General features: G+C 46.7%; 24 protein-coding genes, 1 tRNA gene and 1 pseudogene. 18 read left to right on the top strand and 8 right to left on the bottom strand.

The genetic code is table 11. The annotated features are described in order from the left end of the window. Window positions 1–89 precede the first annotated feature (89 nt). Complete coding sequence (locus H3H32_RS23990) at window positions 90–410, top strand: thioredoxin domain-containing protein (RefSeq protein WP_182458131.1); 321 nt, start codon at window positions 90–92, stop codon at window positions 408–410. Here H3H32_RS23990 and H3H32_RS23985 read toward each other — a convergent pair. After that, complete coding sequence (locus H3H32_RS23985) at window positions 397–2,904, bottom strand: cation-translocating P-type ATPase (RefSeq protein ID WP_182458130.1); 2,508 nt, start codon at window positions 2,902–2,904, stop codon at window positions 397–399. The genes H3H32_RS23990 and H3H32_RS23985 overlap by 14 nt on opposite strands. Before the next feature lie 231 nt (window positions 2,905–3,135). Here H3H32_RS23985 and H3H32_RS23980 point away from each other — a divergent pair, with 231 nt between their 5' ends. After that, complete coding sequence (locus tag H3H32_RS23980; RefSeq protein ID WP_182458129.1) at window positions 3,136–5,499, top strand: phosphoketolase family protein; 2,364 nt, start codon at window positions 3,136–3,138, stop codon at window positions 5,497–5,499. A gap of 557 nt (window positions 5,500–6,056) precedes the next feature. Further along, on the top strand, window positions 6,057–6,332 hold the full coding sequence (locus H3H32_RS23975; RefSeq protein WP_182458128.1) for a hypothetical protein: 276 nt from the start codon (window positions 6,057–6,059) through the stop codon (window positions 6,330–6,332). A gap of 63 nt (window positions 6,333–6,395) precedes the next feature. On the opposite strand, the gene H3H32_RS23970 is transcribed toward H3H32_RS23975, so the two are convergent. Then, window positions 6,396–7,517, bottom strand: a complete 1,122-nt coding sequence (locus H3H32_RS23970) for a L,D-transpeptidase family protein (RefSeq protein ID WP_182458127.1) — start codon at window positions 7,515–7,517, stop codon at window positions 6,396–6,398. 282 nt (window positions 7,518–7,799) lie between these two features. On the opposite strand from H3H32_RS23970, the gene H3H32_RS37915 reads away from it, so the two are divergent. Then, window positions 7,800–7,928 (top strand): hypothetical protein, encoded by a 129-nt coding sequence (locus H3H32_RS37915; protein ID WP_256432917.1) that lies wholly within the window; start codon window positions 7,800–7,802, stop codon window positions 7,926–7,928. 4 nt (window positions 7,929–7,932) lie between these two features. On the opposite strand, the pseudogene H3H32_RS23965 reads toward H3H32_RS37915, so the two are convergent. Further along, window positions 7,933–8,577 (bottom strand): annotated as a pseudogene (locus H3H32_RS23965) (IS630 family transposase); the annotation flags it as partial. Then, a complete protein-coding gene (locus H3H32_RS23960; protein ID WP_182458126.1) occupies window positions 8,532–8,990 on the bottom strand; it encodes a helix-turn-helix domain-containing protein in 459 nt (152 codons plus the stop codon). The pseudogene H3H32_RS23965 and the gene H3H32_RS23960, both read right to left, overlap by 46 nt. Before the next feature lie 54 nt (window positions 8,991–9,044). Here H3H32_RS23960 and H3H32_RS23955 point away from each other — a divergent pair, with 54 nt between their 5' ends. After that, on the top strand, window positions 9,045–11,129 hold the full coding sequence (locus H3H32_RS23955) for an Ig-like domain-containing protein (protein ID WP_182458125.1): 2,085 nt from the start codon (window positions 9,045–9,047) through the stop codon (window positions 11,127–11,129). Further along, window positions 11,126–11,428 (top strand): hypothetical protein, encoded by a 303-nt coding sequence (locus tag H3H32_RS23950; protein ID WP_240543476.1) that lies wholly within the window; start codon window positions 11,126–11,128, stop codon window positions 11,426–11,428. Before H3H32_RS23955 ends, H3H32_RS23950 begins: the two co-directional genes overlap by 4 nt. A 119-nt stretch (window positions 11,429–11,547) precedes the next feature. On the opposite strand, the gene H3H32_RS23945 is transcribed toward H3H32_RS23950, so the two are convergent. Together H3H32_RS23945 and H3H32_RS38305 are read right to left on the bottom strand one after the other, a co-directional pair. Further along, window positions 11,548–11,784: a hypothetical protein gene (locus H3H32_RS23945; protein ID WP_182458124.1), complete on the bottom strand. Its 237-nt coding sequence runs from the start codon at window positions 11,782–11,784 to the stop codon at window positions 11,548–11,550. Next, a complete protein-coding gene (locus H3H32_RS38305; RefSeq protein WP_182458123.1) occupies window positions 11,763–12,155 on the bottom strand; it encodes a LytTR family DNA-binding domain-containing protein in 393 nt (130 codons plus the stop codon). Before H3H32_RS38305 ends, H3H32_RS23945 begins: the two co-directional genes overlap by 22 nt. Window positions 12,156–12,914: 759 nt before the next feature. Between H3H32_RS38305 and H3H32_RS23935 the strand changes: the two genes are divergently transcribed. The 7 genes from H3H32_RS23935 (at window position 12,915) to H3H32_RS23905 (ending at window position 17,468) form a co-directional block, all read left to right on the top strand. Further along, complete coding sequence (locus H3H32_RS23935; protein WP_182458122.1) at window positions 12,915–13,301, top strand: hypothetical protein; 387 nt, start codon at window positions 12,915–12,917, stop codon at window positions 13,299–13,301. Between the two features lie 280 nt (window positions 13,302–13,581). After that, complete coding sequence (locus H3H32_RS23930) at window positions 13,582–13,995, top strand: hypothetical protein (protein WP_182458121.1); 414 nt, start codon at window positions 13,582–13,584, stop codon at window positions 13,993–13,995. 85 nt (window positions 13,996–14,080) lie between these two features. Continuing rightward, on the top strand, window positions 14,081–14,599 hold the full coding sequence (locus H3H32_RS23925; RefSeq protein WP_182458120.1) for a Rieske 2Fe-2S domain-containing protein: 519 nt from the start codon (window positions 14,081–14,083) through the stop codon (window positions 14,597–14,599). Window positions 14,600–14,626: 27 nt separating this feature from the next. After that, complete coding sequence (locus H3H32_RS23920; RefSeq protein WP_182458119.1) at window positions 14,627–15,070, top strand: thioredoxin family protein; 444 nt, start codon at window positions 14,627–14,629, stop codon at window positions 15,068–15,070. Next, entirely contained in the window at window positions 15,067–16,020 is a 954-nt protein-coding gene (locus H3H32_RS23915) for an FAD:protein FMN transferase (RefSeq protein WP_182458118.1), read from the top strand. Before H3H32_RS23920 ends, H3H32_RS23915 begins: the two co-directional genes overlap by 4 nt. Before the next feature lie 6 nt (window positions 16,021–16,026). Further along, entirely contained in the window at window positions 16,027–16,251 is a 225-nt protein-coding gene (locus tag H3H32_RS23910) for a DUF4266 domain-containing protein (protein ID WP_182458117.1), read from the top strand. A gap of 11 nt (window positions 16,252–16,262) precedes the next feature. After that, window positions 16,263–17,468: a DUF3570 domain-containing protein gene (locus H3H32_RS23905; RefSeq protein WP_182458116.1), complete on the top strand. Its 1,206-nt coding sequence runs from the start codon at window positions 16,263–16,265 to the stop codon at window positions 17,466–17,468. An 84-nt stretch (window positions 17,469–17,552) separates the two neighbouring features. Here H3H32_RS23905 and H3H32_RS23900 read toward each other — a convergent pair. Continuing rightward, window positions 17,553–17,626, bottom strand: a tRNA-Ile gene (locus tag H3H32_RS23900). A 143-nt stretch (window positions 17,627–17,769) separates the two neighbouring features. On the opposite strand from H3H32_RS23900, the gene H3H32_RS23895 reads away from it, so the two are divergent. The 5 genes from H3H32_RS23895 to H3H32_RS23875 all read left to right on the top strand — a co-directional run bounded on the left by H3H32_RS23895 (window position 17,770) and on the right by H3H32_RS23875 (window position 23,355). Beyond that, a complete protein-coding gene (locus H3H32_RS23895; RefSeq protein WP_182458115.1) occupies window positions 17,770–19,029 on the top strand; it encodes an HD domain-containing protein in 1,260 nt (419 codons plus the stop codon). Window positions 19,030–19,201: 172 nt separating this feature from the next. Further along, window positions 19,202–20,230 carry a UDP-3-O-(3-hydroxymyristoyl)glucosamine N-acyltransferase gene (gene lpxD / locus H3H32_RS23890; RefSeq protein WP_182458114.1) on the top strand — a complete coding sequence of 343 codons (1,029 nt, stop codon included), beginning with the start codon at window positions 19,202–19,204 and terminating at the stop codon, window positions 20,228–20,230. Window positions 20,231–20,330: 100 nt separating this feature from the next. Further along, on the top strand, window positions 20,331–21,725 hold the full coding sequence (locus tag H3H32_RS23885; RefSeq protein WP_182458113.1) for a bifunctional UDP-3-O-[3-hydroxymyristoyl] N-acetylglucosamine deacetylase/3-hydroxyacyl-ACP dehydratase: 1,395 nt from the start codon (window positions 20,331–20,333) through the stop codon (window positions 21,723–21,725). Window positions 21,726–21,817: 92 nt separating this feature from the next. Further along, window positions 21,818–22,615, top strand: coding sequence for an acyl-ACP--UDP-N-acetylglucosamine O-acyltransferase (lpxA, locus tag H3H32_RS23880; protein ID WP_182458112.1), 798 nt, complete (start codon window positions 21,818–21,820; stop codon window positions 22,613–22,615). Window positions 22,616–22,722: 107 nt separating this feature from the next. Next, window positions 22,723–23,355, top strand: coding sequence for an ABC transporter ATP-binding protein (locus H3H32_RS23875; protein WP_182458111.1), 633 nt, complete (start codon window positions 22,723–22,725; stop codon window positions 23,353–23,355). Window positions 23,356–23,381: 26 nt separating this feature from the next. Here the strand turns inward: H3H32_RS23875 and H3H32_RS23870 are convergent, their stop codons facing one another. After that, the gene (locus tag H3H32_RS23870) at window positions 23,382–24,500 is read right to left on the bottom strand and encodes a hybrid sensor histidine kinase/response regulator (protein ID WP_182458110.1); all 1,119 of its coding nucleotides are present in this window, start codon (window positions 24,498–24,500) and stop codon (window positions 23,382–23,384) included. Between the last annotated feature and the right edge of the window lie 356 nt (window positions 24,501–24,856).

Genomic DNA, 24,856 nt, shown 5'->3' with positions numbered 1-24,856 from the left:
CCTATGACTGGAATCATACTCAATTCTACAAAGTATGCCCACCTTCATTTTCAAATCTAATGTCCACTTTTTGGAAAAAATGAATCAAAATGGTAACGAAGCTCAATTACTCAAAAGAGCGTAAGCAAGAGGTCCTGCTTCCTGTATTACTCTGTTTTATGCCAGTGGATGCTCACCAGCACCTTATGGTAAACAACTTGATGGAGCAGCTACAACCAAAGATTACCGGCCGAATTCAGGTGCTTAAGATTGAAGAAATCGTGCATCCAGGTGTAGCGCAAAGTTTTTCCGTCAATCAACTGCCCTGTTTTGTATTGGTTTGGCAGGGTATTGAGCTTTGGCGGCAAGTAGGGTTTCCAACAGGTAACTTACTGGAATTACTGGAGGATTGCTTAGCTAAAACGAATTAATTGCCTCACGCTTCCTCCACTTGTACCCTTCAACCCAAATTACACTGGCGAAACCAGATAGCATACACTGGCCCAATTGAGCTGCATTTAATGATGAGAACTGCATAAACGAGCGAATCGCTGGAATAAACAAAATGGCAGTCAGCAGAACTAGGGTTATGCCAATGATATTCCATAGAAACGGGTTTGGCTTTTTCAGCGTACTCAGAAGGGATTCTTGATTTGATCGACTTACCAGGGTTAGCCAGAGATTACTCATAATTAAGCTTGCAAACGTCTTGGTTCGAACAACGTCAATCGGTAGCCCCTGCTGCATGCTCTGATAATAAACCCCAAGTGTGAACAGGGCAATTACCAATCCCTGAATCAGACTCAAGCTTAATTCCTTGCCGGTAAAAAAAGTGCTGTTGATGGGCCGTGGTGGCTGATGCATCAATCCTTTCTCCGCAGGTTCTTGCTCAAAGCCAATGGAGCAGGTTGGCCCCATAATCAGCTCCAGTAAAATAACATGAATAGGACTAAACAGATTGGTAAACGGCCAGTTGGCCAGCAATGGAACCGTGACGGTCAGAATGATTGGAATGTGAATGGATATGATGTAGGCAATTGCTTTTTTAAGATTCTGGTAAATTCTACGGCCGAGCGCAATGGCATTAACCATGCTAGCCAGATTATCATTGGTCAGGATAAGTGAGGCCGCTTGTCGGGCTAACTCCGTGCCTCGCTGACCCATAGCCACACCGATATGAGCGGCTTTTAAGGCTGGCCCATCGTTGACGCCGTCGCCCGTCATAGCAACGACTTGCCCGGTAGCCTTAAGTGCCTGAATCACTCGGAGTTTGGCGTCGGGCGACATGCGGGCGAATACACTGGTTAGGCCAACTTGTTGCTGGAGCATGACGTCGGACAAGGCCATCACTTCCGCCCCGGTCAATATGCGCCTATCAACCAGTAAGCCAACTTGCCTGGCAATAGAGATGGCCGTTTCCGGGAAGTCGCCGGTAATTAGTTTAACGGCAATGCCTGCTTGCTTAAACTGACTGATAACTCGTTTGGCATTGGATTTAGGCGGATTTTCAAAGGCTATCAAGCCTTTAAACTGCCAGTTGAAATCATCCTGATTTTTGGGGAACGAAGAACCTGTCCATTCACTGCCAGCGACACCAACAACCCGGTAACCCTGAGCAGATAATTGACGGGCTTGCTGAAGGATAGTGTCTGCTTCCTGGGCATCCAGTGAACAACTAGTAACGATTCGTTCGACTGCGCCTTTGCCTGCAATTAACCTTGGACCCGATTGCTGTTCATAAACATGGGTCATCATAGGGGGCGATCCTGCTAAAGGATATTCATGAACAATCGGCCGCTTCATGGGCTCACCAGATAGTTTATATTTGTGATAAACCACCAGAATTGCTTTTTCCATTGGGTCGAATGGCTCTGGCTCACTTGCCCATCGGGCATAGGTTACTACATCAAGTGCTGCCGACGATAAACTAGAAGAAATAGAGACAATACGATGCTCGGAGCCCACATAGAGTTGGGTCAGGATCATACCTTCCTGTGTAATCGTTCCGGTTTTGTCAACGCAGATCACCGAGGCAGACCCTAAACTTTCTACGGTTTGGGGTTGCTTGGTTAAAACACCCAAATGAGCCAGACGGAAAGCCCCGAGTGCCATAAAGCTGCTGAATGCCACCGGAATCTCTTCCGGCAGGATAGTCATTGCCATAGTTAGGCCAACCAGTAAAGAGCTCATCCAGTCGCCAGATCGGGCAAAATTGATCGTCCAGACCAGTAAAAATGCACCTAGTCCAATAAACGCCATCCGATTTACAAACTGATGAATTTGTTGTTGAAGCGGTGTTTGTTCGGGCGTAATTGTTTGAAGAACATGGCCTAACTTACCAATTTCGGTGCTGCCCCCAACGGCATTAACCAACAGAAAGGCCCTCCCTGATGTTAAGGTTGTTCCTTTAAAAAATTGATCTCCTATTTCAGCCTTAAACACTGGAACCGACTCTCCAGTCAACGTGCTTTCGTCAACCGAGCAGTCATTTGCCTGTAGTAAACGGCTATCAGCAGGAACGGTTTGCCCTTCTGTCAATAGAATAACATCGCCTACAACCAACTGCTCAGTCGGTAACGCTTCGAGCTTACCATTACGCATTACTTGCACCGTAGGCGCTGTTAGTTGTTGAAGCGCTTCCAGGGCGCGATCACTTCGTATGGATTCGAGAATCGAAAGCCCCGATACTAATGCCATTGCCAGCCCCAGGGCAATGCCCTCGTACCATTCGCCTAAAAAAAAGTACAGACTACAGGCCAGTGCCAGTAAAATGAACATGGGTTCAGTGCCAATCCGAATGAGCAATTGCCAGTCGTATTCCTTGTCAGCCAAGGCGTTAGAACCAAATCGTTCTCGGGCTTGATCAACTTCTGGAGCTGTCAGTCCAATCAGGTTTGCAGGTAGAGGTAGTTCAGAGGAGATCATGGGTAGTGTAGTAGCTATGGTATAACAAAACTGCATTTCCTGACCTGCCAATGGACTGATTTTTATCAGCTTTTTCGATGATTTTCGTCAGCGATCGTCCTGGAAACGTTAACGGGTTGCTGACAATACTCATGTACTTATCTGTTGATAGTCAAGTACTAAGGATACTTAGGGTCGCAAATTTGTAATGGGCGTACGTCCAGACTCTAGTCTCTAACTAACACCTTACTAATGAACCCGGTCGTCGATTTTTCTATCCCTGAGCCGACTTATCAGCGGCTTGCCAATGTGCACCGTTACTGGCTGGCCACCAACTACCTGGGGGCTGCCCAGCTTTATCTTCGCGATAATTTTTTACTGGAACGCCCGCTAAAATCGACTGATATTAAACCACGACTGCTTGGTCACTGGGGTACCCAGCCAGGGCTGAATCTGCTATATGCCCATTTAAATCGACTCATTCAGGATACCGATGCCAGCATACTACTCGTAACCGGCCCCGGACATGGCGCCCCGGCCATTCTGGCAAATTTGTATCTGGAAGGAACCCTGGGCGAATACGATCCTACCTATCAAGTCGGGCTTAACGGCATGAGCCAGTTGATCCGTCAGTTTTCGTGGCCTTACGGCCTACCAAGCCATCTGGTTCCGGGAACGCCCGGTCAGATTCAGGAGGGAGGGGAGCTTGGCTACTGTCTTTCGCATGCATTTGGAGCCGCCCTCGATAATCCAGACCTGATCGTTGCCTGCGTGGTGGGCGATGGAGAAGCCGAAACAGGCCCGCTGGCTGCTTCCTGGCATTCGAATAAATACCTGAATCCCGCTACATCGGGAGCCGTCCTGCCCATTTTACATGCCAATGGGTATAAATTGTCGGGCCCCACGATTTACGGACGGATGAGCCATGAGGAGCTAACCAATTTGTTTACAGGTTATGGCTATCAGGTTCGTATCATTGGTGGTAGCGATCCGATGCAGGTACATGCAGCGATGTGGCAGGCGATGAACTGGGCCTATGGTGAAATTCGGACGATTCAGCAAAACGCCAGGGCGGGTTTGTTGATGGGCGTGCCAGCCTGGCCAATGTTGATTCTGCAAACACCCAAAGGGTGGACTTGCCCGCTGACCGTTGATGGACAGCCGATTGAGAATACATCCCATGCACACCAATTGCCCGTAGCCGATCCCGCCGGGAAGCCATCTCAACTTGCTACCTTGGAATCCTGGCTGCGGAGTTATCGCCCCCAGGATTTATTTGATGGCATGGGACAACCTTTTTCAAGTGTCACAAGCAACTGCCCAATGGGTTCCCGGCGAATTGGGATGAATGCCCACGCAAATGGCGGGCAGTTACTGGTTCCCCTCGAATTACCTAACTATTTCGACTACGCAGTGAAGGTTCCATCGCCAGGTACTGTATCTGTTGAAGGAACGCACCAATTGGCCATTTACCTACGGGATGTATTTTGCCTGAATGAATCGGCTCAAAACTTTCGGATCGTCTGCCCCGACGAGACGACATCGAACCGCATGACTCCGCTGTTTCAAGCGACGCAACGAGCCTGGATGGGGCCAATGGTCGAGACGGACGAGTTCCTTTCTCCTGATGGTCAGGTGATGGAAATTCTGAGTGAACACACCTGCGAAGGCTGGCTGGAGGGTTATCTGCTTACGGGGCGTCATGGGTTGTTTGGCTGTTACGAAGCGTTTATCCCACTTGTCGATTCAATGCTAAATCAGTATGCCAAGTGGTTAAAGGTAAGTAAAGAAACATCCTGGCGTAAACCGCTGGCTTCGTTGAACTACCTGCTCACCTCCCACGTCTGGCGGCAGGATCATAACGGCTACACCCACCAGGTTCCCAGTTTCATTAATTCGGTTGTGGCCAAGAAAAGCTCCGTTGCGCGGGTATACCTGCCGCCCGATGCCAACTGTCTGCTCGCTGTAACTGACCATTGCCTTCGTAGCCGCGATTACATTAATTTGATTGTTGCTTCCAAAGCGTGCCAGGCCCAATGGTTATCCATTGACGCTGCCCGTGATCACTGTAGTCGAGGCTTGTCCGTCTGGGATTGGGCGGGCAATGCCGGTGATCAACAACCGGATGTGGTACTGGCCTGCGCCGGTGATGTTCCGACGAATGAGACAATTGCCGCTGCCGCAATTTTGAAAGAACGCTTACCCGATCTTCGGGTACGGGTACTAAACATTGTTGATTTGCTGACAATCATGTCGCCAGAGGATCACCCACATGGTTTTCCGGAAGCCGCCTTTAGTCAACTCTTTACAACTGACCGGCCCGTGATTTTTGCGTTTCACGGCTATCCAATGCTCATTCACGAACTGCTCCACCATCGAACAAATCCCAATCGGTTTCACGTGCGGGGCTATATGGAGGAAGGTCGCACGACTACGCCTTTTGATATGCTTGTACTCAACAACATGAGTCGTTACCAATTGGTGATGGCCGCGCTTCAGCATACTAATAACCTGCCTGGTACGCAAGCGCTGGTGCAATGGTGTCAGGATAAACTTACTCAACACGCAGCCTATATTCGCCGGGAGGGACTGGATATGCCAGAGGTGCGAAGTTGATTAGGTTCGCATCTGTACATAACGACCAATGTAAGTAATCAAGCATAAATAGCTTAGGTTATTTTGAAAAGGCGTTTTTGTCCTGCTGACGAAGGAAGCATCTTCGGGTGATGCTATTTATCCGGCTACCAAAGATGCTTCCTTCGTCAGCAGGACAAAAAATAATCTACTGTATTTTAGTCGACCTACTTATCATCATTTAGGTAAATTTATATTTCAAATGATATAAATCATATTAACCGCTAATCCTGGTCATAGCTTGATAACGCCATGCGTACAAGATTTACCAGCCCTACTTAGTTAATGCAAACTAAGTAACGTGAATTATGGCTAGAATCTGAAATTATCAACTGATTGTCAGTTATTTATAATGCTAGTTTTTTGTCATCCCGATCTCAGGAGGGATCTTCGGTAAATAACCAGTTGCCGAAGATCCCTCCTGAGGTCGGGATGACAAAAAACTAGTATAATTCTATTCGTAAATCCTCTATAGTTCACGTTAAGTAGATCTGGTAAATCTTGCTTAGTATCAACTTCATCTGTTTATCAATAAGCAAATGGCTACCCTAACCCAACCTTTTAACCGATTGCTGGAACATTACCTTTACAGCGTAGCTAATCAATGTATTCATTGCGCTGACAACCAAACGCAGGCTCAATTGATCAATTTAATCAGTCGCGTCAATATGGAAACTAGTCTGGTCGGAGATGAGCTATTAATGACCCCGACCGACCTTACAGACGTGGAGCAGGAGGTCAGGCGAGTAGCGGGAATATCTGTACTTTCCATTAAAAATCGTTTTCCCAGAAATCGCAAAAAAGAGGACAAATAATAAAAGGAAGTTAGTGAAATTGTCTTTTTGCTTTACTTCTTCGAGGTAATGTATCGCTATTAATTATAGGTCGATTTTCCACCAGCCATACACATCCTTGTTTACAACAATGGCACCGCTCTCATCCATATCAAGAAGATTGTAGACAACAATAACTGGAATGGGGTGGGGAAGCACCAACGTTTTAGGGTTGACTTGTTTCTGGCAACTGGTCAGAAATGATTTATCGAAACGTGAAGTGCCTAGTAGCAGATTGGCCAGTTCGACGGGTTTCTCGACCCGGATACACCCATGACTTAGCGTTCGTTTTTCGCTTGCAAATAAGGAGCGTTGATTGGTATCATGAAGATAAATATCAAAAGGACTGGTCAACGTAAATTTTAGGACACCTAACGCATTATCGCATCCCGTCGATTGCCGGAATCTGTAGGGGAAGTTGCTGGCAGTAAGGGTTGACCAGGGGATGATGTTCGGATCAACCAATCTCCCCTGGTCGTCGATCACCTGTAAGTTCATATCGGCCAATGCGACAGACGGATTTTTTTTGATTTGGGGTAGAAGTTCCTTCGTCGCAATGGAGCGGGGCACATTCCAGTAGGGATAGGTTATGATATTGGTGACCTGGGCGGTAAAGGATGGCGTTGGCGTGCTGGGTTTACCTACAATAACCTTGCTGCTGAGGAGTGTTTCCCCCTGGCGATCAATGACGCGCAACGTAGCAGAAGGAATGTTCACAATAACGCGCTTGTCGGCCGGAAAACGATTGAGCCAACGATAAAAATTAAGCGTCGATTTTACCTGCTCAATCGTCAGTGAGTCAGCCATATAATCGTCGGTCAAACAGCGTATACAATACGCTTTCAGCTCTCTGTATTTTCGGTCATGCGATTCCAGCGAATCCAGTAGTGGGCACCAGTCCTCTCCAGCCAGAAACTGCTTTGTGAGTTGATTCACCCGGCCTGTATCCAGCCGTTCGACTAGTCCCTGATAGCTCATTCGACGGATGGGCTTCCCGTAAATGATTTGGGTAAAATAAGCCTTTAGGCATGTTGCATCAGGGGTTGTGCAAAGACCATCGACCCCAATGTCGCTGGCATATTGACGCAATCGAACCCAGTCGCCCTCTGTCTGACCATTGGCAAACGAGGGTATTACTAAGAGACTAAAAATCAGGTAGCGAATCATCTTGATAGGGAGAAGTTTGAGTAGACAAAACTCTAGCAAACGCCCCGCTTTGGGCCTGACCTTAGTTACTCAACAGGCTGAAGTTTATCAACTAGCAGGCTGCCTGACCTCATTGAAAGAGAGTTCATCGACGGCATAATTTTGTTGGCCTGACGATGATATAACCGGCATCGCTAGTCCATGCCAGATTCGTTGACATTTCACGTCACCTCTCAGATGAATGCCCGGAATGCGTGGTAGTTGAGCCGCTTTTGCTTCATCAAGAACCTATACGTAAGAACCATGAAACACTATCTATTTTTAGGACTGATTTCGTGCTGGATCGCGATCCTGGCTTCTACTGAAGTACAGGCGAAACCTATCTGGAAATTCAGCGTAGTCGTAGCGGTAGAGAAGCAAACGGCAGATTAAGTAATCAGGCAGAATTAAATGGAATTATATTTTTGACTTGTAGCTCGGTAAAATCAATGTGGTAATCTTGGCCGAAGGCTTTGATGATGGCAAAGATGGCCTTTTTCAAGTGCCCCCATGATAGGTAGTTCACTTTCGTCAGCCAGCGGTACTTCATCATCCGCCATAGAATTTCGATGGGGTTCAGATGCGGACTGTAGGCCGGTAGAAAGAATAGATAAACGTCTTGCTCTTCCCACTCCGCTAGGTGGTCGTAAACCAATTGGCAGCGATGGATTGGGCCGTTATCAAGAACGATGACGATGGGTTTGGGCCGTGGCTGACTCACAAAATGAGTGAGTGACTCGACCACGAAAGCACCCGTTAAAGGCTTTTCGCTGTGATAAATTGTTAGGTGGTTATCTAATCGTAACAACCCCAGCAGGTTGAGCCGTTTGGTTGTTGTGCGGGCTGGTAGTAACCGGGGTTGGTGTTTTTTCTGCCATCCATAAGGCACATAGGGTTGCTGAGCGAAACCGGTTTCATCGGCAAAGTAGAGGTCAATCAGACCACAGACCCACAGGGTGAGTAAAATTTGCCAGCGAGCCAGCCCGTCGGCATAGCTTACCGGGTTCTGGTTGGCTTTGGTGCTTCGGCGTAAGCGATGGTAGGTGTAGTCGTTTTTTTTAGAAAACGTTTGACCGTATCGCGGCTCATAGGCTGGCCCAAGGCGGTCTGTAGGTGGGCTTGAATGCGGCCAGCATCCTGATAATGGGCGTCAACAGCCTTACTCAGTGCCTGTTGGTGGACGGTGTTGGTAATGGAGAGAATGGGTTTGCGGCCTTGTCCTTTCTGACGCATGAGCCCCACCAATCCGTCTTGCTCAAAAGCGGTCACCCAGTTGCTGACGCTTTGGGGGCAGACTTCCAATGCGACAGCAATGGTCTTGAGGACCCAACCCTTGTGGTTCCATAGCAGGGCTTGGCAGCCGCGCCGAAACTCATGCTTGGGATGGTTCTTAAGCCCTTCTTGTAAGGTGAGTTGCTCTAAATCAGTAAGTTGGATATGGCGTTTGCGTCCCATACCACCAAGTTAAAAAACTTAATCTAATTTTGCTTAATTACTTATTATCAAGCTATGCTCTCCAAACCTATTGATCAGATTGTGGGCGATCAGATGGCAACCGTTACGGCTAATTTCAATAGTTCACCCAATTTCAACGGCATCTACAACTTCGAGGTCGACTCGATCTATGTCTTTGATGGCCCAGCCCAGACGGAGGTTTTTCGGGCTCACCCTCATTTTCAGTACTGCGTTGTCATTGATGGTAAGTTTACGACGCCTACCGTAGGAGGGGGCTGGTATGGCAGCTATCAGACCATTTATCACAGCTGGGACTGGAACGTCAATTTCGACAGTGGGCCTTTCGGGCCGGGTGCCACCGACGGACTAACGCATGAATTTGGCCATTCCCGAGGAGCAATTGATATTTACGGATTACGGGTCGAGGGCGCAAAAAATCCCGTCAATGGGCAAACGTTTGAGCCAGTTAATTCGATTATGAATTTTCCCTACGGTAACATCGTCTGGGATGAATACACCACCAGTTTATTAAACTCAACTGCCGATGGCCCCATCACGGGGGAGGCCTGGATTACGAGTCCATTTCCGAGCAAAATCGAGCTGAAAGCTGTCACGGCGCAAGGCTTGACCTTAGACAATGTACGACTGGAAGTATATCCAGTAGATTGGTTTTCGTATGCTGTTGGGCCTTCACCCGTCTGGCAAAAGTCGACGGATGCAAATGGGATTATGGAGTTTTCCTCCAACCCATTTCAGCCAGCCTCTAGTGGTTACCCCTGGACCATGCGGTACAGTAATTTTCTGATCAAAGCTACCTACAATTCCACTACGGTCTATACATGGATGCCCCTGTACGATGTACAGAATGCCTATTTTCAAAACGGGCCCAATTCAATCTATACCGCTGAATTAGTATTTCCTGCCAGTACACCCGTTCTAAAATTAACGGATGTCAACTCCTCAACTGTTTGCTCACCGGGCACCGTAATCGCATCCTTATCGGCAACGGGCGCTTTCCAGCCAGACAATACGTTCAATTTATATTTGGTAGACAACTTTAATTCGAGTCCAGTTATCGGGAGCGTTCAGAGTACCAGTAGCATAACTATTTTCGGAACGATACCCTACGGGATACATTCAGGTGCCCATTCCTATTCACTGGTTATTGCGAGTACAAATCCAGTGCTGCGTACCAGTGCCTATCCAATTACGATCAATGCAACGCCTATGGCTCCGTTGGTAGATTATTCTGTTAATCTCTGTCAGCATAGTATACCCCAGCCGCTGCAAGCGACTGGTCAGAATCTGCTCTGGTATACGAATCCATCAGGCGGAAAGGGTTCTACCTCAGCGCCTATCCCCAGTACGAGTGAGCAAAGTTTGAAAACCTATTTCGTTAGCCAAACCATCGGCGGTTGCGAAAGCCAAAAGGCCATGATGACTGTAACCGTATATCCAACGCCTACAGCCAGCTTAACAGCCACAGGTCCGCTCACGGCGAGCCTGACCAGTGCCACGCTTATTGCTACAGGGGGCTACTCTTATACCTTCTCTGGGCCTGGCATTCTTAGTCAGGATCATAACTCAGGTATCGCCTTGGCCAACGTTTCGGGAACCTACTCGGTCACCGTTAGCGGATGGGCAGGCTGTATAGCAACCGCAAATGTGGCATTGGCTGGGACTGATTTAACACCTACTTTAGTCTTGCCTCAGGCTAATTTTCCATCGAGTGGCAGTCAGGGTAATTTTGTAGTTAACCTCTTTGAAGTGGCGGGTTTGCCGACCTCACTCGGTAACGTTGCCATCACCATTACGGCTCCTGTTGGTTATTCACTCACTTTTGACCCAGCTCAAACATCTATTAACGTAACTGGAGGAGAAACTAATCCTATAGCAGTGAAAAATACGAACTGGATACAAACTAACTCGTTGGCTAGTCGGCAAATTTCCTTGATGCTAAAATCTGATCAATTAATACCAGCGGGAGGTCAGATAAATATAGGATTTACCTTAACCCGCACCACGGCCAATTCGGGTAGTGTCTCCAACATCACCGTTAATATTAGTGATGACGCGACAATGCTGTATGATGGCAATCCGTTTAACAACGTTTACGCCCGTATTATCAATAGCTTATGAAGATACAAGTGATTATTAATCAATCGAACGTTCGTTCATTCATCGTAAAAGCCATGACCTTTGAACCTGCTTCCCAACTGTTGGCATTTGTTCTGCCAATGTCGTTTCTAAAAGGCGATCTCATTTTCCATCGGGGTAATCCGGCGCAGGAGGATATTCATATTCCCATTACGCCCACATTGAAACCAAGGCAGGTCGTTTCAACGGCCCAACTGGCTAAAGGTATTTGGCAGGTTTGCCTTAACTGGTCCGATGGACGCTTGCAATACCTGGAGGAAAAAGTAATTAATATCGATTGACAAATAGGCGTTTGTAAAGCTTTGCGCAATCTGTGGTCCTTCAGCTTATCTACCTGTTTACCAGGAACTTTACAATAGTAAAATCCCTGATTTCAACTGTGACCATTGGTCCGACTAATTCAGAAAAAAGGTGGCTTGTGTGATTGGTCATCTGAACTCAATTTACCGCGAATAAAACGCAGCGATAAAACACCATAAACTACCAGGGCAGCCGTCTCATAAAATGCCTCTACATGGTTCCGTTCATAAACGCCCGTTTTCACATCTAGTGCCCAGTCAGTCAGGGCATAACAAAAGCCAGCAAAACCTGCCAGGCCAGCCAGAATAATTCCTGCTAATATGAGTGAGTCACGCATGTTGATGACAATAAATTTGCTTTTTGGTATTGAATTATTTTATGCCATACCTGCTCAAAACGTCTCCGCGAAACCTTGGCTTTATGTTCATTGAACAGACAAATCTCTACGGGTTGAGGGCCATTGAGTTCAATTTTCCGTACAAAATTCGGGTTAATCATTTCCGATTTATGAACCCGTATAAAGTCAGGCAACTGATCCTCGAACCATTTGAGTGTGAGGGCGATTAGCAGAGGTCTGGGTTGCGTACTAAGATGAACCCAGCTATAATTGCCGTATCCTTCAAGGCGAATAATGGCCTTTGAGCATATGGGTAAGCGATGACCAGGCAGCTTGATTAAGTCAACCGGGTGATTGTCTACATTCTTCATGAATAAATAATTAGTGATGGTAGGATTGGAAAGCCATACCTAATCCATACGAAAAGATTCGCTGAACTAGACAAATGCAGGCATAATCTGTCAACAAACAGACTACCTGGCAACGTTGAACCCATCGTCGACTATGAGTACGTTACGGCCAGTTTGTTCACACATCAAGTGCGGGCTATGCTAGAAAGGAGTCCTGCCTAGATGAAGGATCTAGTTTTTTTGCGTTTAAGCAGCAGAGAAGGGGAGTTCAGGCTATTGACGTCCTGAAAAAAGGAGCTACTGTGTAAGCTCTGTGGAGAGATTTGCGTTTGAACGCATGGCAGAAAGCCAAAAGAATTTAATGCGAAGGTGGGCTGTCCGGAGAAAGCCGATTGCTGGGAGCTTTTCTGTCGATCCTGGATTGAGGGAGAGGTCTGTCCCAAAGTCAGGGCAGACTTGCCAAAAGCATCACGAAAACGATTCATACTAGTTAAGATTTTGAATGATCATTAGACTAAAAAGCGGTGTAGTGGTTGGAAAATAGGAGGAAAGTAACTTCCCCTTTTTCCGGCAAGTATGATGATAAATATAATGATAAACTGACTGTATTAAAAAATGTTTAATGTGAAACTTGAGTGCTTGTATCCTCCTTCTGTCAGTGCCTTAAGTGCGTTATTTTCATCATATCAATTCTGTCTATTTCTAAATTAGTAGCTAGGCTAGGCTGAGTCGAACATTCTGATAATCTTTACAGTATAGCCTACATCAGAGGCAGGTTTTATGAAATCGATTGTTGCTTTTTTGCTGGCCGGACTGGTACTGGGAAGTAGTTTACTGCCCGGTTTTGGTGTCGATCAATCAGCCAGATTGGTCGATCTGGTTGAGCATTATCAGGAACATCGACAGACGGAACCCGAGCTCGGTTTCCTTGATTTTATGGTGATGCATTATGGGGTCAACTCCGAGCATCAGAAGCATCCCAATCATTCGCACCAAAACCTGCCTTCCAGTAGTCACTCAATGCCTGTATATACAGCACAGGCTATTCGGCTGCTGTTGGTATCTTCTGCTTCTGTATTGATTGCCGCAAAAGCTGATTTCGTTCGGAAGGCTGATCTGTATGACTTTCTGGCGACTTTCGCCCTCATTAATCCCCCCAGAGCCTAAGCTGGTTATGCCTCTGGCCGAAGTGGGTCTGTACGAATTTGAGCTAGACTCACTTTCCCTACCAACTCCTTTTCAGCGGATGTCCTGGCTAGTTGGATGGGTAGCTGGCCTACTTGCAGCCTGTTAACCTCTTTGTGTACTGACGCTTTGAATCAGTGGATTTAGGGTCTACTTGTCCAGCTAGTGACCAGTGCATCAATAAGATGGCCACTAATAATTACCCTCATTCATTTTGGGCATTGTGCATCTAATTCTCCCGGAGAATCTTTATCGACCTGTTATGAAACCAATTAGGTATTTCTCTCATAAGCAGACTGTCTGGTATAATGTAGTGGATTACGTCCGCCTACTAATTGATACGAAGACAATTTGGGCTATAAGGCCTGCTGATCCCGGCAAGCGGAAACGTCAGCCAAAATCAGCCGAACAAATTATTCTCGCTCGCCTAAACCGCTTGAGTTCGGTTTATCAATTGCGGGTAAATCAGGAAGTATATGCCGACTGGGTAATCTTTGAACACTTGTATCGATTACTTAAGCCCTTCATGGTCAGGACAGATGATTGGGCAAATCCGGATGGATTAATTTGGCAAACGCAACAATTTATTGATCGTTCGAAACGATTGGGCCAGTCCGTCGACCCCTCCGCCATCGCGCCTTATTTCAACGAAATACATCCTGGCAAGCTTGATTGATAAAATAAATCAACGTTTGCCACGCTTTTAGACTACACAACGTATTGTAGTATAAATACTTAATTTATTACCCCACTGTAGAAACATGACTCGGTACGACTTTTTAAAATCTATGGGCTTTACGGGGGCTGCTTTGATGGCAGCGTTGACCTCCTGTATCCATGAAGAAGATACCGTTGTGAATGCGCTTTCGTTGCCGGGTACTACTGCCCCCACGAGTACCACTACGTCTCCTATAGCGAGTACAGTAACGTCAAGCACGACGGTAGCAAGCAATGGAACGGACCTGAGTACCATTACCAATCGGTTGCTAACGATAGACCTGACTTCATCGGCGGCTTCGGCCCTGAAAACCGTCGGGGGCTATCTGGTGCAGAGTGGGATAGTCGTGGCTCAAACCAGTAGCGGGGTCTATGTAGCGGTGACCCAAACCTGTAGTCATGAGCCTAAAAAGGCCATTATTTTTAATAAAACAGAATTTTACTGCACCGTACACGGAGCGCGTTATGACCTGACGGGCAAAGGAAAAAACAGCTTTGGCAGCAAAGGCATTGCGGTTTACAAGACCGCTACCGACGGAAAAACCCTGGTTGTTTACAGTTAATCAATGACTTTTCATTCGTAAAATCCTATGAAATTCGTACTCATATCCCTACTCGTTAGTCTGTTAACAACGGCTCCGAACTGGCAGCTTAATTTTGAGCAGGCAAAAACCGAAGCAGCGCAATCGCACAAATTCATTTTACTGAATTTTTCCGGGTCCGACTGGTGTGGGCCCTGTATCAAACTCAAAAAAAACATATTCGAATCGTCAGAATTCGGGCAGTTTGCCTCGGAGCACTTAGTGCTGGTTCGGGCGGATTTCCCTCGCCTGTCTAAAAATCAACTCGATGCTCGCCAGACTACTCATAATGAGGCACTTGCTGAGACTTACAATCGGCAGGGGAAATTTCCACTTACGGTGTTACTCGATGCGTCGGGGCACGTTCTGAAAGAGTGGGAAGGGTATCCTCAATCGCTGACTGTGTCCTCGTTTCTGGAGACGATACAGACCGTTTCGGCATCTGTAAAATGAGTGAGTTGCCTGCCATCCACCAACGGGTCGAGCGATTGATGGGCAACCGGTTCGAATTAAGCGTTGTCAGTTCAGATACCCATTGGGCCAACGAACGTCTTGAGGAGGCCATTGCCGAGATCCGCCGGATCGAACAGTTATTAACTACCTACCAGAGCGATAGTCAAACGAATCAGATTAATGCACAGGCGGGCATTCGCCCCGTGCGGGTTGATCTGGAGGTATTTTCATTAATCGAGCGATCCCTAAGGCTATCGGCGCTAACGCAGGGTGCGTTCGATATTACATACGGGTCGATTGATAAACGCTTGTGGAATTTCGATACCACACTGACTGCTTTACCCGACCCTAAGCTCGCCCGGCAACTGGTTCGACTGATCAATTATCGACATGTTATACTCGATGCGGATCAGCAGACAGTTTTTTTAAAAGAGAAAGGCATGCGTATTGGGTTTGGAGGCATCGGTAAAGGCTATGCCGCTGAGCAGGCCAAGCGTATTTTGTGTCAGAACGGCGTTGAAAATGGGATCGTCAATGCCGCCGGTGATTTGACTACCTGGGGAAATCAACCCAACGGACAAGCCTGGACCATTGGCATTGCTGACCCCAATGGCGCAAATCGACAGGCATTTTCCTATTTAGGAATCAGTAACATGGCCATCGCTACCTCGGGCAGTTATGAGAAATATGCCCTGATCAATGGCAAACGACACGCCCATACCATCGACCCCAAAACGGGTTATCCCGTATCGGGCATTAAAAGTGTGACCATTATTGCGCCCAATGCTGAACTGGCCGATGCGTTGGCTACGCCCGTGATGGTGATGGGTGTGCGGGTGGGTTTAGACCTGATTAACCAGATGCGCCACATCGCCTGTATCATTATCGACGATTTCGATGCCCTCTATACGTCCACTAATATTCGAATTACAACACCTACTGTAGCCTAACTACCAATGAAAAAACTAACTGCCTCCAAGGCTCTGATAGCTAGCCTGATAGTGCTCGGTCTATCGGGTTGCGTATCGGTGAAAGAATATCAGAAAAGTCGGATCAATGACGCCGAAATGGAATTGTCGGCCCGAAAGTCGGAGAAGTTTGAGCAGAATTTCTACCTCTACCGCGAAGGTGCGGCTGGTGCGAATGGTGGAAAAAGCGGGGGAGGCTGCGGCTGTAACTAAGCATTCGACTGATGAAAAAAATCTGTTTATCTGTTAGTGTTTTGCTTGGTTTACTTCGGGCGGGTTATGGCCAATCGGTTACTCCGCCTGCCTATGAAACCCGTAAACTCAAGCTTGAGGAGATTAATTTAGTATCGAGTTATTACCAACAGGACGGCAATAATTCGGCAGTAACAGGTGGTATTGGCACCGAACACCTCACGGATTTTGCCCAATCGATCGATCTGGTACTGAAAACGACTGACCGAAAGAACCGTCAGCATACGCTCGCCTTCGATTTCAACATCGACCATTATACGTCGGCCTCATCCGATAATATCGATCCATTAACGGTGTCGTCGGCTTCTCGAAGTGATACCCATATCTACCCATCGGTTGCCTGGAGCGTACATAACGACGACCGACGGACAACGCAGGGAGTGGCGTTGTCTTATTCGACAGAATATGATTACAAATCCTACGGACTTAACCTCAGTTTTGCCAAAGCTTCGGCAGACAATAACCGGGAAATAAGCCTGAAAGCAGGTGCTTTTTTTGATACCTGGAAGGTCATTCTTCCCCCCGAACTCAGGCCGGAAGGTTATGGCTCGGGCGCTCATGGAGACCGCGATCCCATCGATTATAAACCCCGTAATTCCTATAACGTAAGTCTGTCGCTCTCTCAGATTATCAATAAGCGTTTACAAGTACTGCTCACCGTTGAACCGGCCTTTCAGCAGGGACTGTTGAGTACGCCTTTCCATCGGATTTACTTTCAGGATGGGGGCGAAACGGTGGAGCGTTTGCCCGGTAATCGACTGAAGCTGCCAATTGGCTTTCGCCTGCACTATTTCCTGGGGGATCGAATCGTTGTCCGAACCTTTTACCGCTATTACATTGACGACTGGGGTATGCAGGCCCATACTGTCAATCTCGAAACGCCCATTAAACTAACGTCTTTTGTATCGGCAAGCCCGTTCTATCGGTTCAGTCATCAATCTGCCGTGCGCTATTTTGCGCCTTATGGTCAGCACAAGCAAACCGATCAATATTACACCAGCGACTATGATATTTCTGGCTTCAACAGTCAATTTCTGGGACTAGGTATTCGTCTGGCACCGCCGGGTGGCTTATTCGGTACAGGGCATTGGCAAAGCGTCGAGTTACGCTACGGTCATTACATACGGAGTACGGGCATGGTCGCAAATAGTATTACGTTCCTGGCCAAGCTGAAATAAAGACGAGGTATCAATCCAGAAAAACGTACTACCACGAAAGAAAAAAGCCGCTTAACATCTCTGTTAAGCGGCTTTTTTCTTTCGTGGGCCAGGTAGGGCTCGAACCTACGACTTACTGATTATGAGTCAGGCACTCTAACCAACTGAGTTACAAGCCCGTTGCCGATTGATTGCTCAGTTCAGCGGTGCAAATTTAGGAATTATTTTGACAGAATTGCAGAATTAACGGGTTTTTCGATGTGTAGTGCAGTAATTCGTATCGATAACCCTGCTGTAATCCCGTCAGCACTATCTTTGCTTAATGGCAACGCCGAACAAGAAGAAAATTCTGAATGACCCCGTTTATGGGTTCATTACCATTCCATCTGAGTTGCTCTTCGATTTAGTGGAGCATCCTTACTTTCAGCGTCTCCGACGAATTAAACAGCTGGGTTTATCGGAATACGTCTATCCAGGCGCATTGCACACCCGCTTTCACCACGCATTGGGCGCTATGCACCTGATGGGCCAGGCGATGAGCACGCTACAAAGCAAAGGACACACAATTACCAACGAAGAATGTGAGTCTGCCCAGATCGCCATTCTGCTGCACGACATTGGACACGGTCCGTTTTCGCATGTATTGGAGTGTTGTTTGCTAGACAACGTACCGCACGAGCATATTTCATTGATGCTCATGCACGACCTCAACCAACAGTTTGGCGGTGCGTTGTCCTTGGCGATAAAAATGTTTGAAGGAACCTACGAACGGCCATTTTTCCATCAACTCATTTCGAGTCAGTTGGACATGGATCGGATGGATTATCTCAACCGGGATGGCTACTATACGGGTGTTGCCGAAGGAGCCATTGGGGCTGAACGTATTATTAAAATGCTTGATCTCGCTGATGATCAACTCGTGGTAGAGGCCAAAGGAATCCTAAGTGTCGAAAATTTTCTGAATGCCCGTCGATTGATGTATTGGCAGGTTTATCTGCACAAAACGTCGATTTGCTGTGAATCGATGCTGATCCAGATTCTGCGTCGGGCGCGATTTTTGAGTCGGCAGGGCAGCGGAGAGCCGGTCTTTGCGTCGGAGCCCTTCCGATTGTTTCTCTGCGAAAGTGTCTCCCTGACTGATTTTCAGACGAACCGAAAATACCTTGATGCGTTTACGAAACTGGACGATTTCGACGTTTGGACCTGTATTAAACAAGGTGCTTCACATTCCGATCCGGTTCTGTCTAGGCTTTGTCAAATGTTGCTCGACCGGCGGTTATTTAAAATTATGCTATCGACCGACCCATTTTCGGGGGAATTGTTAACACAGCTCGAAAAGCAGTTACGAGACACTGGCATGCCCACCGACTGGCTTTCGTATTTTCTGGTAGAAGGTCAGGCAACCAATGCCGCTTATTTGCCCTCAGGAGATCGAATTGCGATTAAACTCAAATCAGGGAAAGTCATTGACATTGCCGATGCATCAGACCTGTCGAACATTCAAGTCCTGACCAATATCGTTCGCCGATACTACGTTTGCTGGGCCAGGAATTTAGTAATCGACAAAACGGAAGACGAATAGAAGTAGTACAATACGTTAACTTATGGTACCTGGATACCTATTTTCACGTATGCAGCTAATTTCATCGTATTCACTTACCTAACAAATTGCGGAAAAGTGCAATTTGTTAGCTACCTTAGCGGCCTTATTTCCCGTGAATAACGGGTGTTTTGCGACGGCAGTCATAAAATATATGAAGTTTACAGTCAAGCAGATTGCTACACTGCTGGGGGGCGAAGTTACCGGGAATGATACACTGGAAATCACCGGCTTAGCTAAAATTGAAGAAGGGAAAACAGGCGATATTTCGTTTCTGTCCAACCTCAAATACGAGCCGCATTTGTACACTACCCAGGTGTCAGCTGTGATTGTTGATCGCTCATTTGAGCCTAAAAAGCCGGTTTCGCCTGCTTTAATCTTTGTAGAAAATTCCTACTCTGCATTTACCCGCTTGCTTGAAGAATACCACAAGCAATTAATTTTTGCTCGGGTAGGTATAGAACAACCCTCCTATATTGGCGATAATTGCCAGGTTGGGGAGCAGATTTACCGGGGGGCGTTTTCGTACATTGGCCGAGGGTGTCAGATTGGCAAAAACGTTAAAATATATCCGCAGGCCTATATTGGTAACAATGTATGCATTGGCGATAATACGATTATCCATCCAGGTGCCCGTGTACTGGACAATAGCATCATTGGGCAATATTGTGTTGTTCACCCCAACGCTGTAATTGGTAGCGAAGGCTTCGGTTTTGCGCCACAACCCGATGGTACGTACAAAACAATTCCGCAATTAGGCAACGTTATCCTGGAAGACTTCGTAAATATAGGTTCTGGCACCACAGTAGATTGTGCTACCCTGGGATCGACAATTATCCGGAAAGGGGCGAAGCTAGATAACCTGATCCAAATTGCTCATAACGTCGAAATTGGCAAAAACACCGTGATTGCTGCGCAATCGGGTGTGTCGGGATCAACAAAACTTGGTGATAATTGCGTTATTGCCGGGCAAGTTGGCTTTGCCGGACACCTGACAATCGCCAATGGCACAAAAGTCGGAGCGCAGTCGGGTGTAGGAAAAAGCATTGAAGAAGAAGGTACCGCTATTAATAGTTCGCCTGCTTTCGGTTTGAAGGAAAGTATGCGGTCTTTAGCCGTTTTTCGGCGATTACCGGAGCTGGATCAACGTATAACGAAATTGGAGAAGAAACAAGAAAAATAGTTTATGGCTACGGTTTACAGTTTACAGTTGGCTGACGCGTCAGTGCTTTCTGCCTCAGCCAACTGTAAACTGTAAACCGTAAACCATAAGCTGCAAACGAATGAATACCAAACAACAGACTATTCAAAAATCCATTTCGGTATCGGGGGTAGGTCTCCATACGGGTGTTCAGGCAACGATGACGTTTTTGCCTGCGCCAACGAATCACGGGTATAAATTCCAGCGAATCGATCTGCCAGGGCAACCTATTGTGGATGCCGATGTGGATAACGTTGTGGATCTCTCGCGTGGAACAACCATTGAGCAAAGCGGGGCCCGGGTTCATACGGTAGAACACACGCTAGCTGCTCTGGTTGGATTACAATTGGATAACGTCCTGATCCAACTGGATGGGCCCGAGCCGCCGATTATGGATGGTTCTTCTATTCAATTTATTGAAGCGCTGCGTTCGGCTGGTATTGAAGAGCAGAATGCTACACGCAACTACTTCGAGGTTAGTGAATACGTTCATTACCGCCTTCCCGAAAAAGATATCGAACTGGCCGCCTTGCCCCTAAATGACTATCGGATAACGGTAATGGTCGATTATAATTCACGGGTTATCAATAGCCAGCATGCTTATCTGAATGACATTAGTCAGTTTCCTGAGCAGATTGCCAATTGCCGCACGTTTGTGTTTTTGCATGAGCTGGAGGCACTCTATAAACAAAACCTCATTAAAGGCGGTGATCTAACGAATGCCATTGTGATTGTTGATCGCGATGTGCAGGACGGCGAGCTGGATTACCTGGCCGATTTGCTTCACAAGCCAAAGGTGAGCGTTAACAAGCAGGACGGCATTCTGAATAACACCAAGCTGCACTACCCGAACGAAATGGCTCGCCATAAACTACTCGACGTAGTGGGTGATCTGGCGCTGATTGGCCGTCCTATAAAAGCGCAGATTCTGGCGGCTCGTCCTGGTCATGCAGCTAACGTGGCATTCGCCAAAAAAATTAAGAAGCTTATCCAGAAAAATGCGGTCAATCAGGTGCCGCAATACGATCCGATGCAGCCACCGGTGCTGGATATCAATCGTATTTCGCAGTTGCTGCCTCACCGTTATCCCTTCCAGATGATTGACAAAATCATCGCGCTGGATGAGAATAGCGTGGTGGGAATCAAGAACGTGACCATGAACGAGCCTTTCTTTCCTGGCCACTTCCCTGGCAATCCGGTTATGCCGGGTGTCATGCAACTTGAAGCTATGGCCCAAACGGGTGGTATTCTGGTACTTAGCACAGTTCCCGATCCAGAAAACTATTGGCCATTTTTGGTCGGAATCGAGAATTGCCGATTCCGTCGCAACGTTTTACCTGGAGATACCGTAATCTTTAGATGTGAGTTTACCTCGCCCATGAAACGCGGTATCGTAAAAATGCAGGGCCGCGGCTACGTTGCAAACCAACTGGTATGCGAAGCTGATATGATTGCCAGTCTGGTCAAGAAAAAATGATGAATTATGAATGATGACTGATAATGGGCGTAATCGCATGCCCGTACTTTTCGTTCATCATTCATAATTCATAATTCATCATTCAAAGAAGTATGATTCAACCGTTAGCATATATTCACTCCGAAGCGAAAATTGCGCAGAACGTAGTGATTGAACCATTCGCCATTATTCATAAAGATGTTGAGATTGGCGAGGGGACATGGATTGGCTCACACGCGGTTATTAACGAAGGTGCTCGTATTGGACGAAACTGTAAAATTTATCCTGGCGCTGTTATTTCATCAACTCCGCAGGATTTAAAGTTTAATAACGAATACACCCGGACGTTTATCGGCGACAATACAACTATTCGGGAATACGCTACCATTAGCCGGGGAACCGAAGAACACTGGAAAACCCAAATCGGCTCGAATTGCCTGATTATGGCCTATGCGCACGTAGCGCACGATTGCCGGATTGGTAATAATTGTATTATCACTAACAATGTGCAAATGGCAGGTCATGTGCACATGGGCAACTGGGCAATTATTGGTGGCTCAAGTTCAGTCTTACAATTTACCCGTATCGGCGCGCATGCGTTCATCTCGGGTGGATCGCTGGTTCGGAAAGACGTACCCCCATTCTCAAAAGCCGCCCGCGAGCCGTTAACCTACGCAGGGATTAACTCGGTAGGAATTCGCCGACGGGGCTATACGAACGAACAGATTAATCAGATCCAGGAAATCTACCGCTATATCTATCTACGCGGTTTAAACAATGCCGACGCATTGGCTCAGATTGAACTGGAATTACCTGCCTCCGACGAGCGCGATGAAATTGTAAATTTCGTTCGTTCATCAGAACGAGGTATCATGAAAGGCCCGACCTCTCACGGAGGAGCTGAAAGCTAGGCAATAATGACTGTAAAATGGATAATGAATAACGGGTAATGATTCCAAAAGGGCCATTACCCGTTATTTATTATCCATTTTACAGTATACTTTCTCTGTTGTCCATTATGAAAATAATTGCTGAGCAGTTAGGTAAGAAATACCGGAAAGAGTGGATTTTCCGGCGTGTTGAGCTAACCCTCACCGCCGGAACAAGCTACACATTCATCGGACCAAACGGTAGCGGAAAATCGACGCTTCTTCAACTGCTGGCAGGAAGTCTACCCATTACAGAAGGGAAATTGACGTACCAACTTCAGGGCTCTACTGTTGAACCCGACGATTGGTTTCGACACATAAGTATAGCCGCCCCCTATCTGGAATTGGTGGAGGAGTTAACCCTGGATGAACTGTTGACGTTTCACCAGACCTTTAAGCCGTTCAAGGCTGGTCTAACGCCTGCTGTTATTGCCGATCAACTGTTACTTTCTCATGCCCGGCATAAAGAAATCAAGTATTTTTCGTCGGGGATGAAACAGCGGGTTAAGCTCGGGCTGGCGTTTTTCTCTGATTCACCAGTTGTCATTCTTGATGAGCCTACCTCAAACCTCGATCGTCAGGGTACAGATTGGTATCTGCAGCAGGTTCAACAACTAATTGCCCCTTCGAACCAATCACCCCAACTACTACTGATTGGCTCTAACCAGCCTGAGGAGTACGACTTTTGCCCTAATGTGATTGATATAACCCAATGGAAGTGAGGTATCTTGCTTCGCAAGGTTAGCCTTTACGTTGTAGCTGGTTCTGCATTGATTACTCTTGGTATCCAGATAATTACGCTTGTTTCGCCCTCCGGTGAGGTTTCAACCGTTAGTCGTCCCTGGTTCAGTTCCAGAATCTTTTTGACAATGGCCAGCCCCAGGCCAAATCCCTGCTGCTCGTATTGCTTTCGGTCGAATTGTTTATAGGGTGCAATTTGATCGCAGTACTCTGCTTTGAAAGGTTGCCCTTTATTGGTAAACGTTAAGCGATAATTGTCCCCCTCATGGATACCCGTAAGCAAAACTGTCTTTCCCGAAGCAGAAAATTTAAACGCATTATCGATTAACTCACTTAAACAGATTCCCAGGTTTTTCTCCGAAATCCGGAGTTGAGCGTTTTCTATTTGAAGTTGATAGCTAAGCTCCCGATCCTGCCTATACGCAACAGCCTGCACGCTGTCGTCGACCAGCTTTTCTGTGATGGGGGCGCTCTCTGTAGAGAAATAATCAAAATTAGCTTGCGAAGAATCGACATGCTGCAACATATCCATTAGCTGAATATTATCCAGTGATCGTTTCAATCGTAGGCCACTTATCTTGATCATCCCAACCATCGATACGACTTCGTCGTCGCTAAATTGCTGATAATCATCGATCAACAAGGATGAAAATCCAATGACACCCGAAAGGGCTGTATTATATTCGTGAGCGGTTACGGAGGCTAATATATGTCGATATTTATCTATCTCTAGTTTGAGGTCGCCTTTTCGCAAAGCCTCTCGTTTTAAACGGCTGTTAACCGTTTGTAGCAGGTCATCGTGAGTGAATGGTTTTGTCAGACAATCGTCGGCCCCTTGATTCATGCCCCGACGCACATCGGCAACGTTCGTTTGGGTAGCGAGCAATATAAACGGAACGGTAGAGGTCAATCGATTGGTACGGACTGCTTCGAGCACCTGATATCCATCAACGCCGGGCATCGTCATGCTACACAAAATCAGATCAGGTACCTGAAGCAACGTTTGGTCAATTCCTGCACGGCCATCCGCTACTGTGGTTACCTGAAACCCTTGTGAGGTCAGCAGTTCTTCTACACTTTTCCGTATCTGACTGTCATCTTCAATAAGTAAGATTTGAATTGGCATGTTTATAAATAGACACAGGTAAACGCGGCAGAATGCCTTCCTCTTAAGCTTCCATTCGTTTAAAGCAATAACGATTACGTGGGTACAAGTTCTTAAATGACAATGAAATAGTTGGCCTATTTTGTTAAATAATTACTAGTATTATCTCTTTAACGTTACCACATATCCTATTTTGCAAAAATCATAAAATAATCATTTAGTCAATATTGACAACTTAATATTACTTTTCAAACAAAAACTTAGCCAATTGTTAGCAAAATCAAAAAAAGTGCGCTGGCAGCTCTATTCCCGACTTAAATTAATCTGGTAGCTACCTTTAAGTACAATAACAAATTCGCATTCAATAAATAAAGATA

Source organism: Spirosoma foliorum, assembly GCF_014117325.1.
Classification (GTDB): Bacteria; Bacteroidota; Bacteroidia; order Cytophagales; family Spirosomataceae; genus Spirosoma; species Spirosoma foliorum.
Note: the sequence above shows the minus strand (reverse complement) of the source record. Positions and strands in the feature narration are given on the sequence as shown.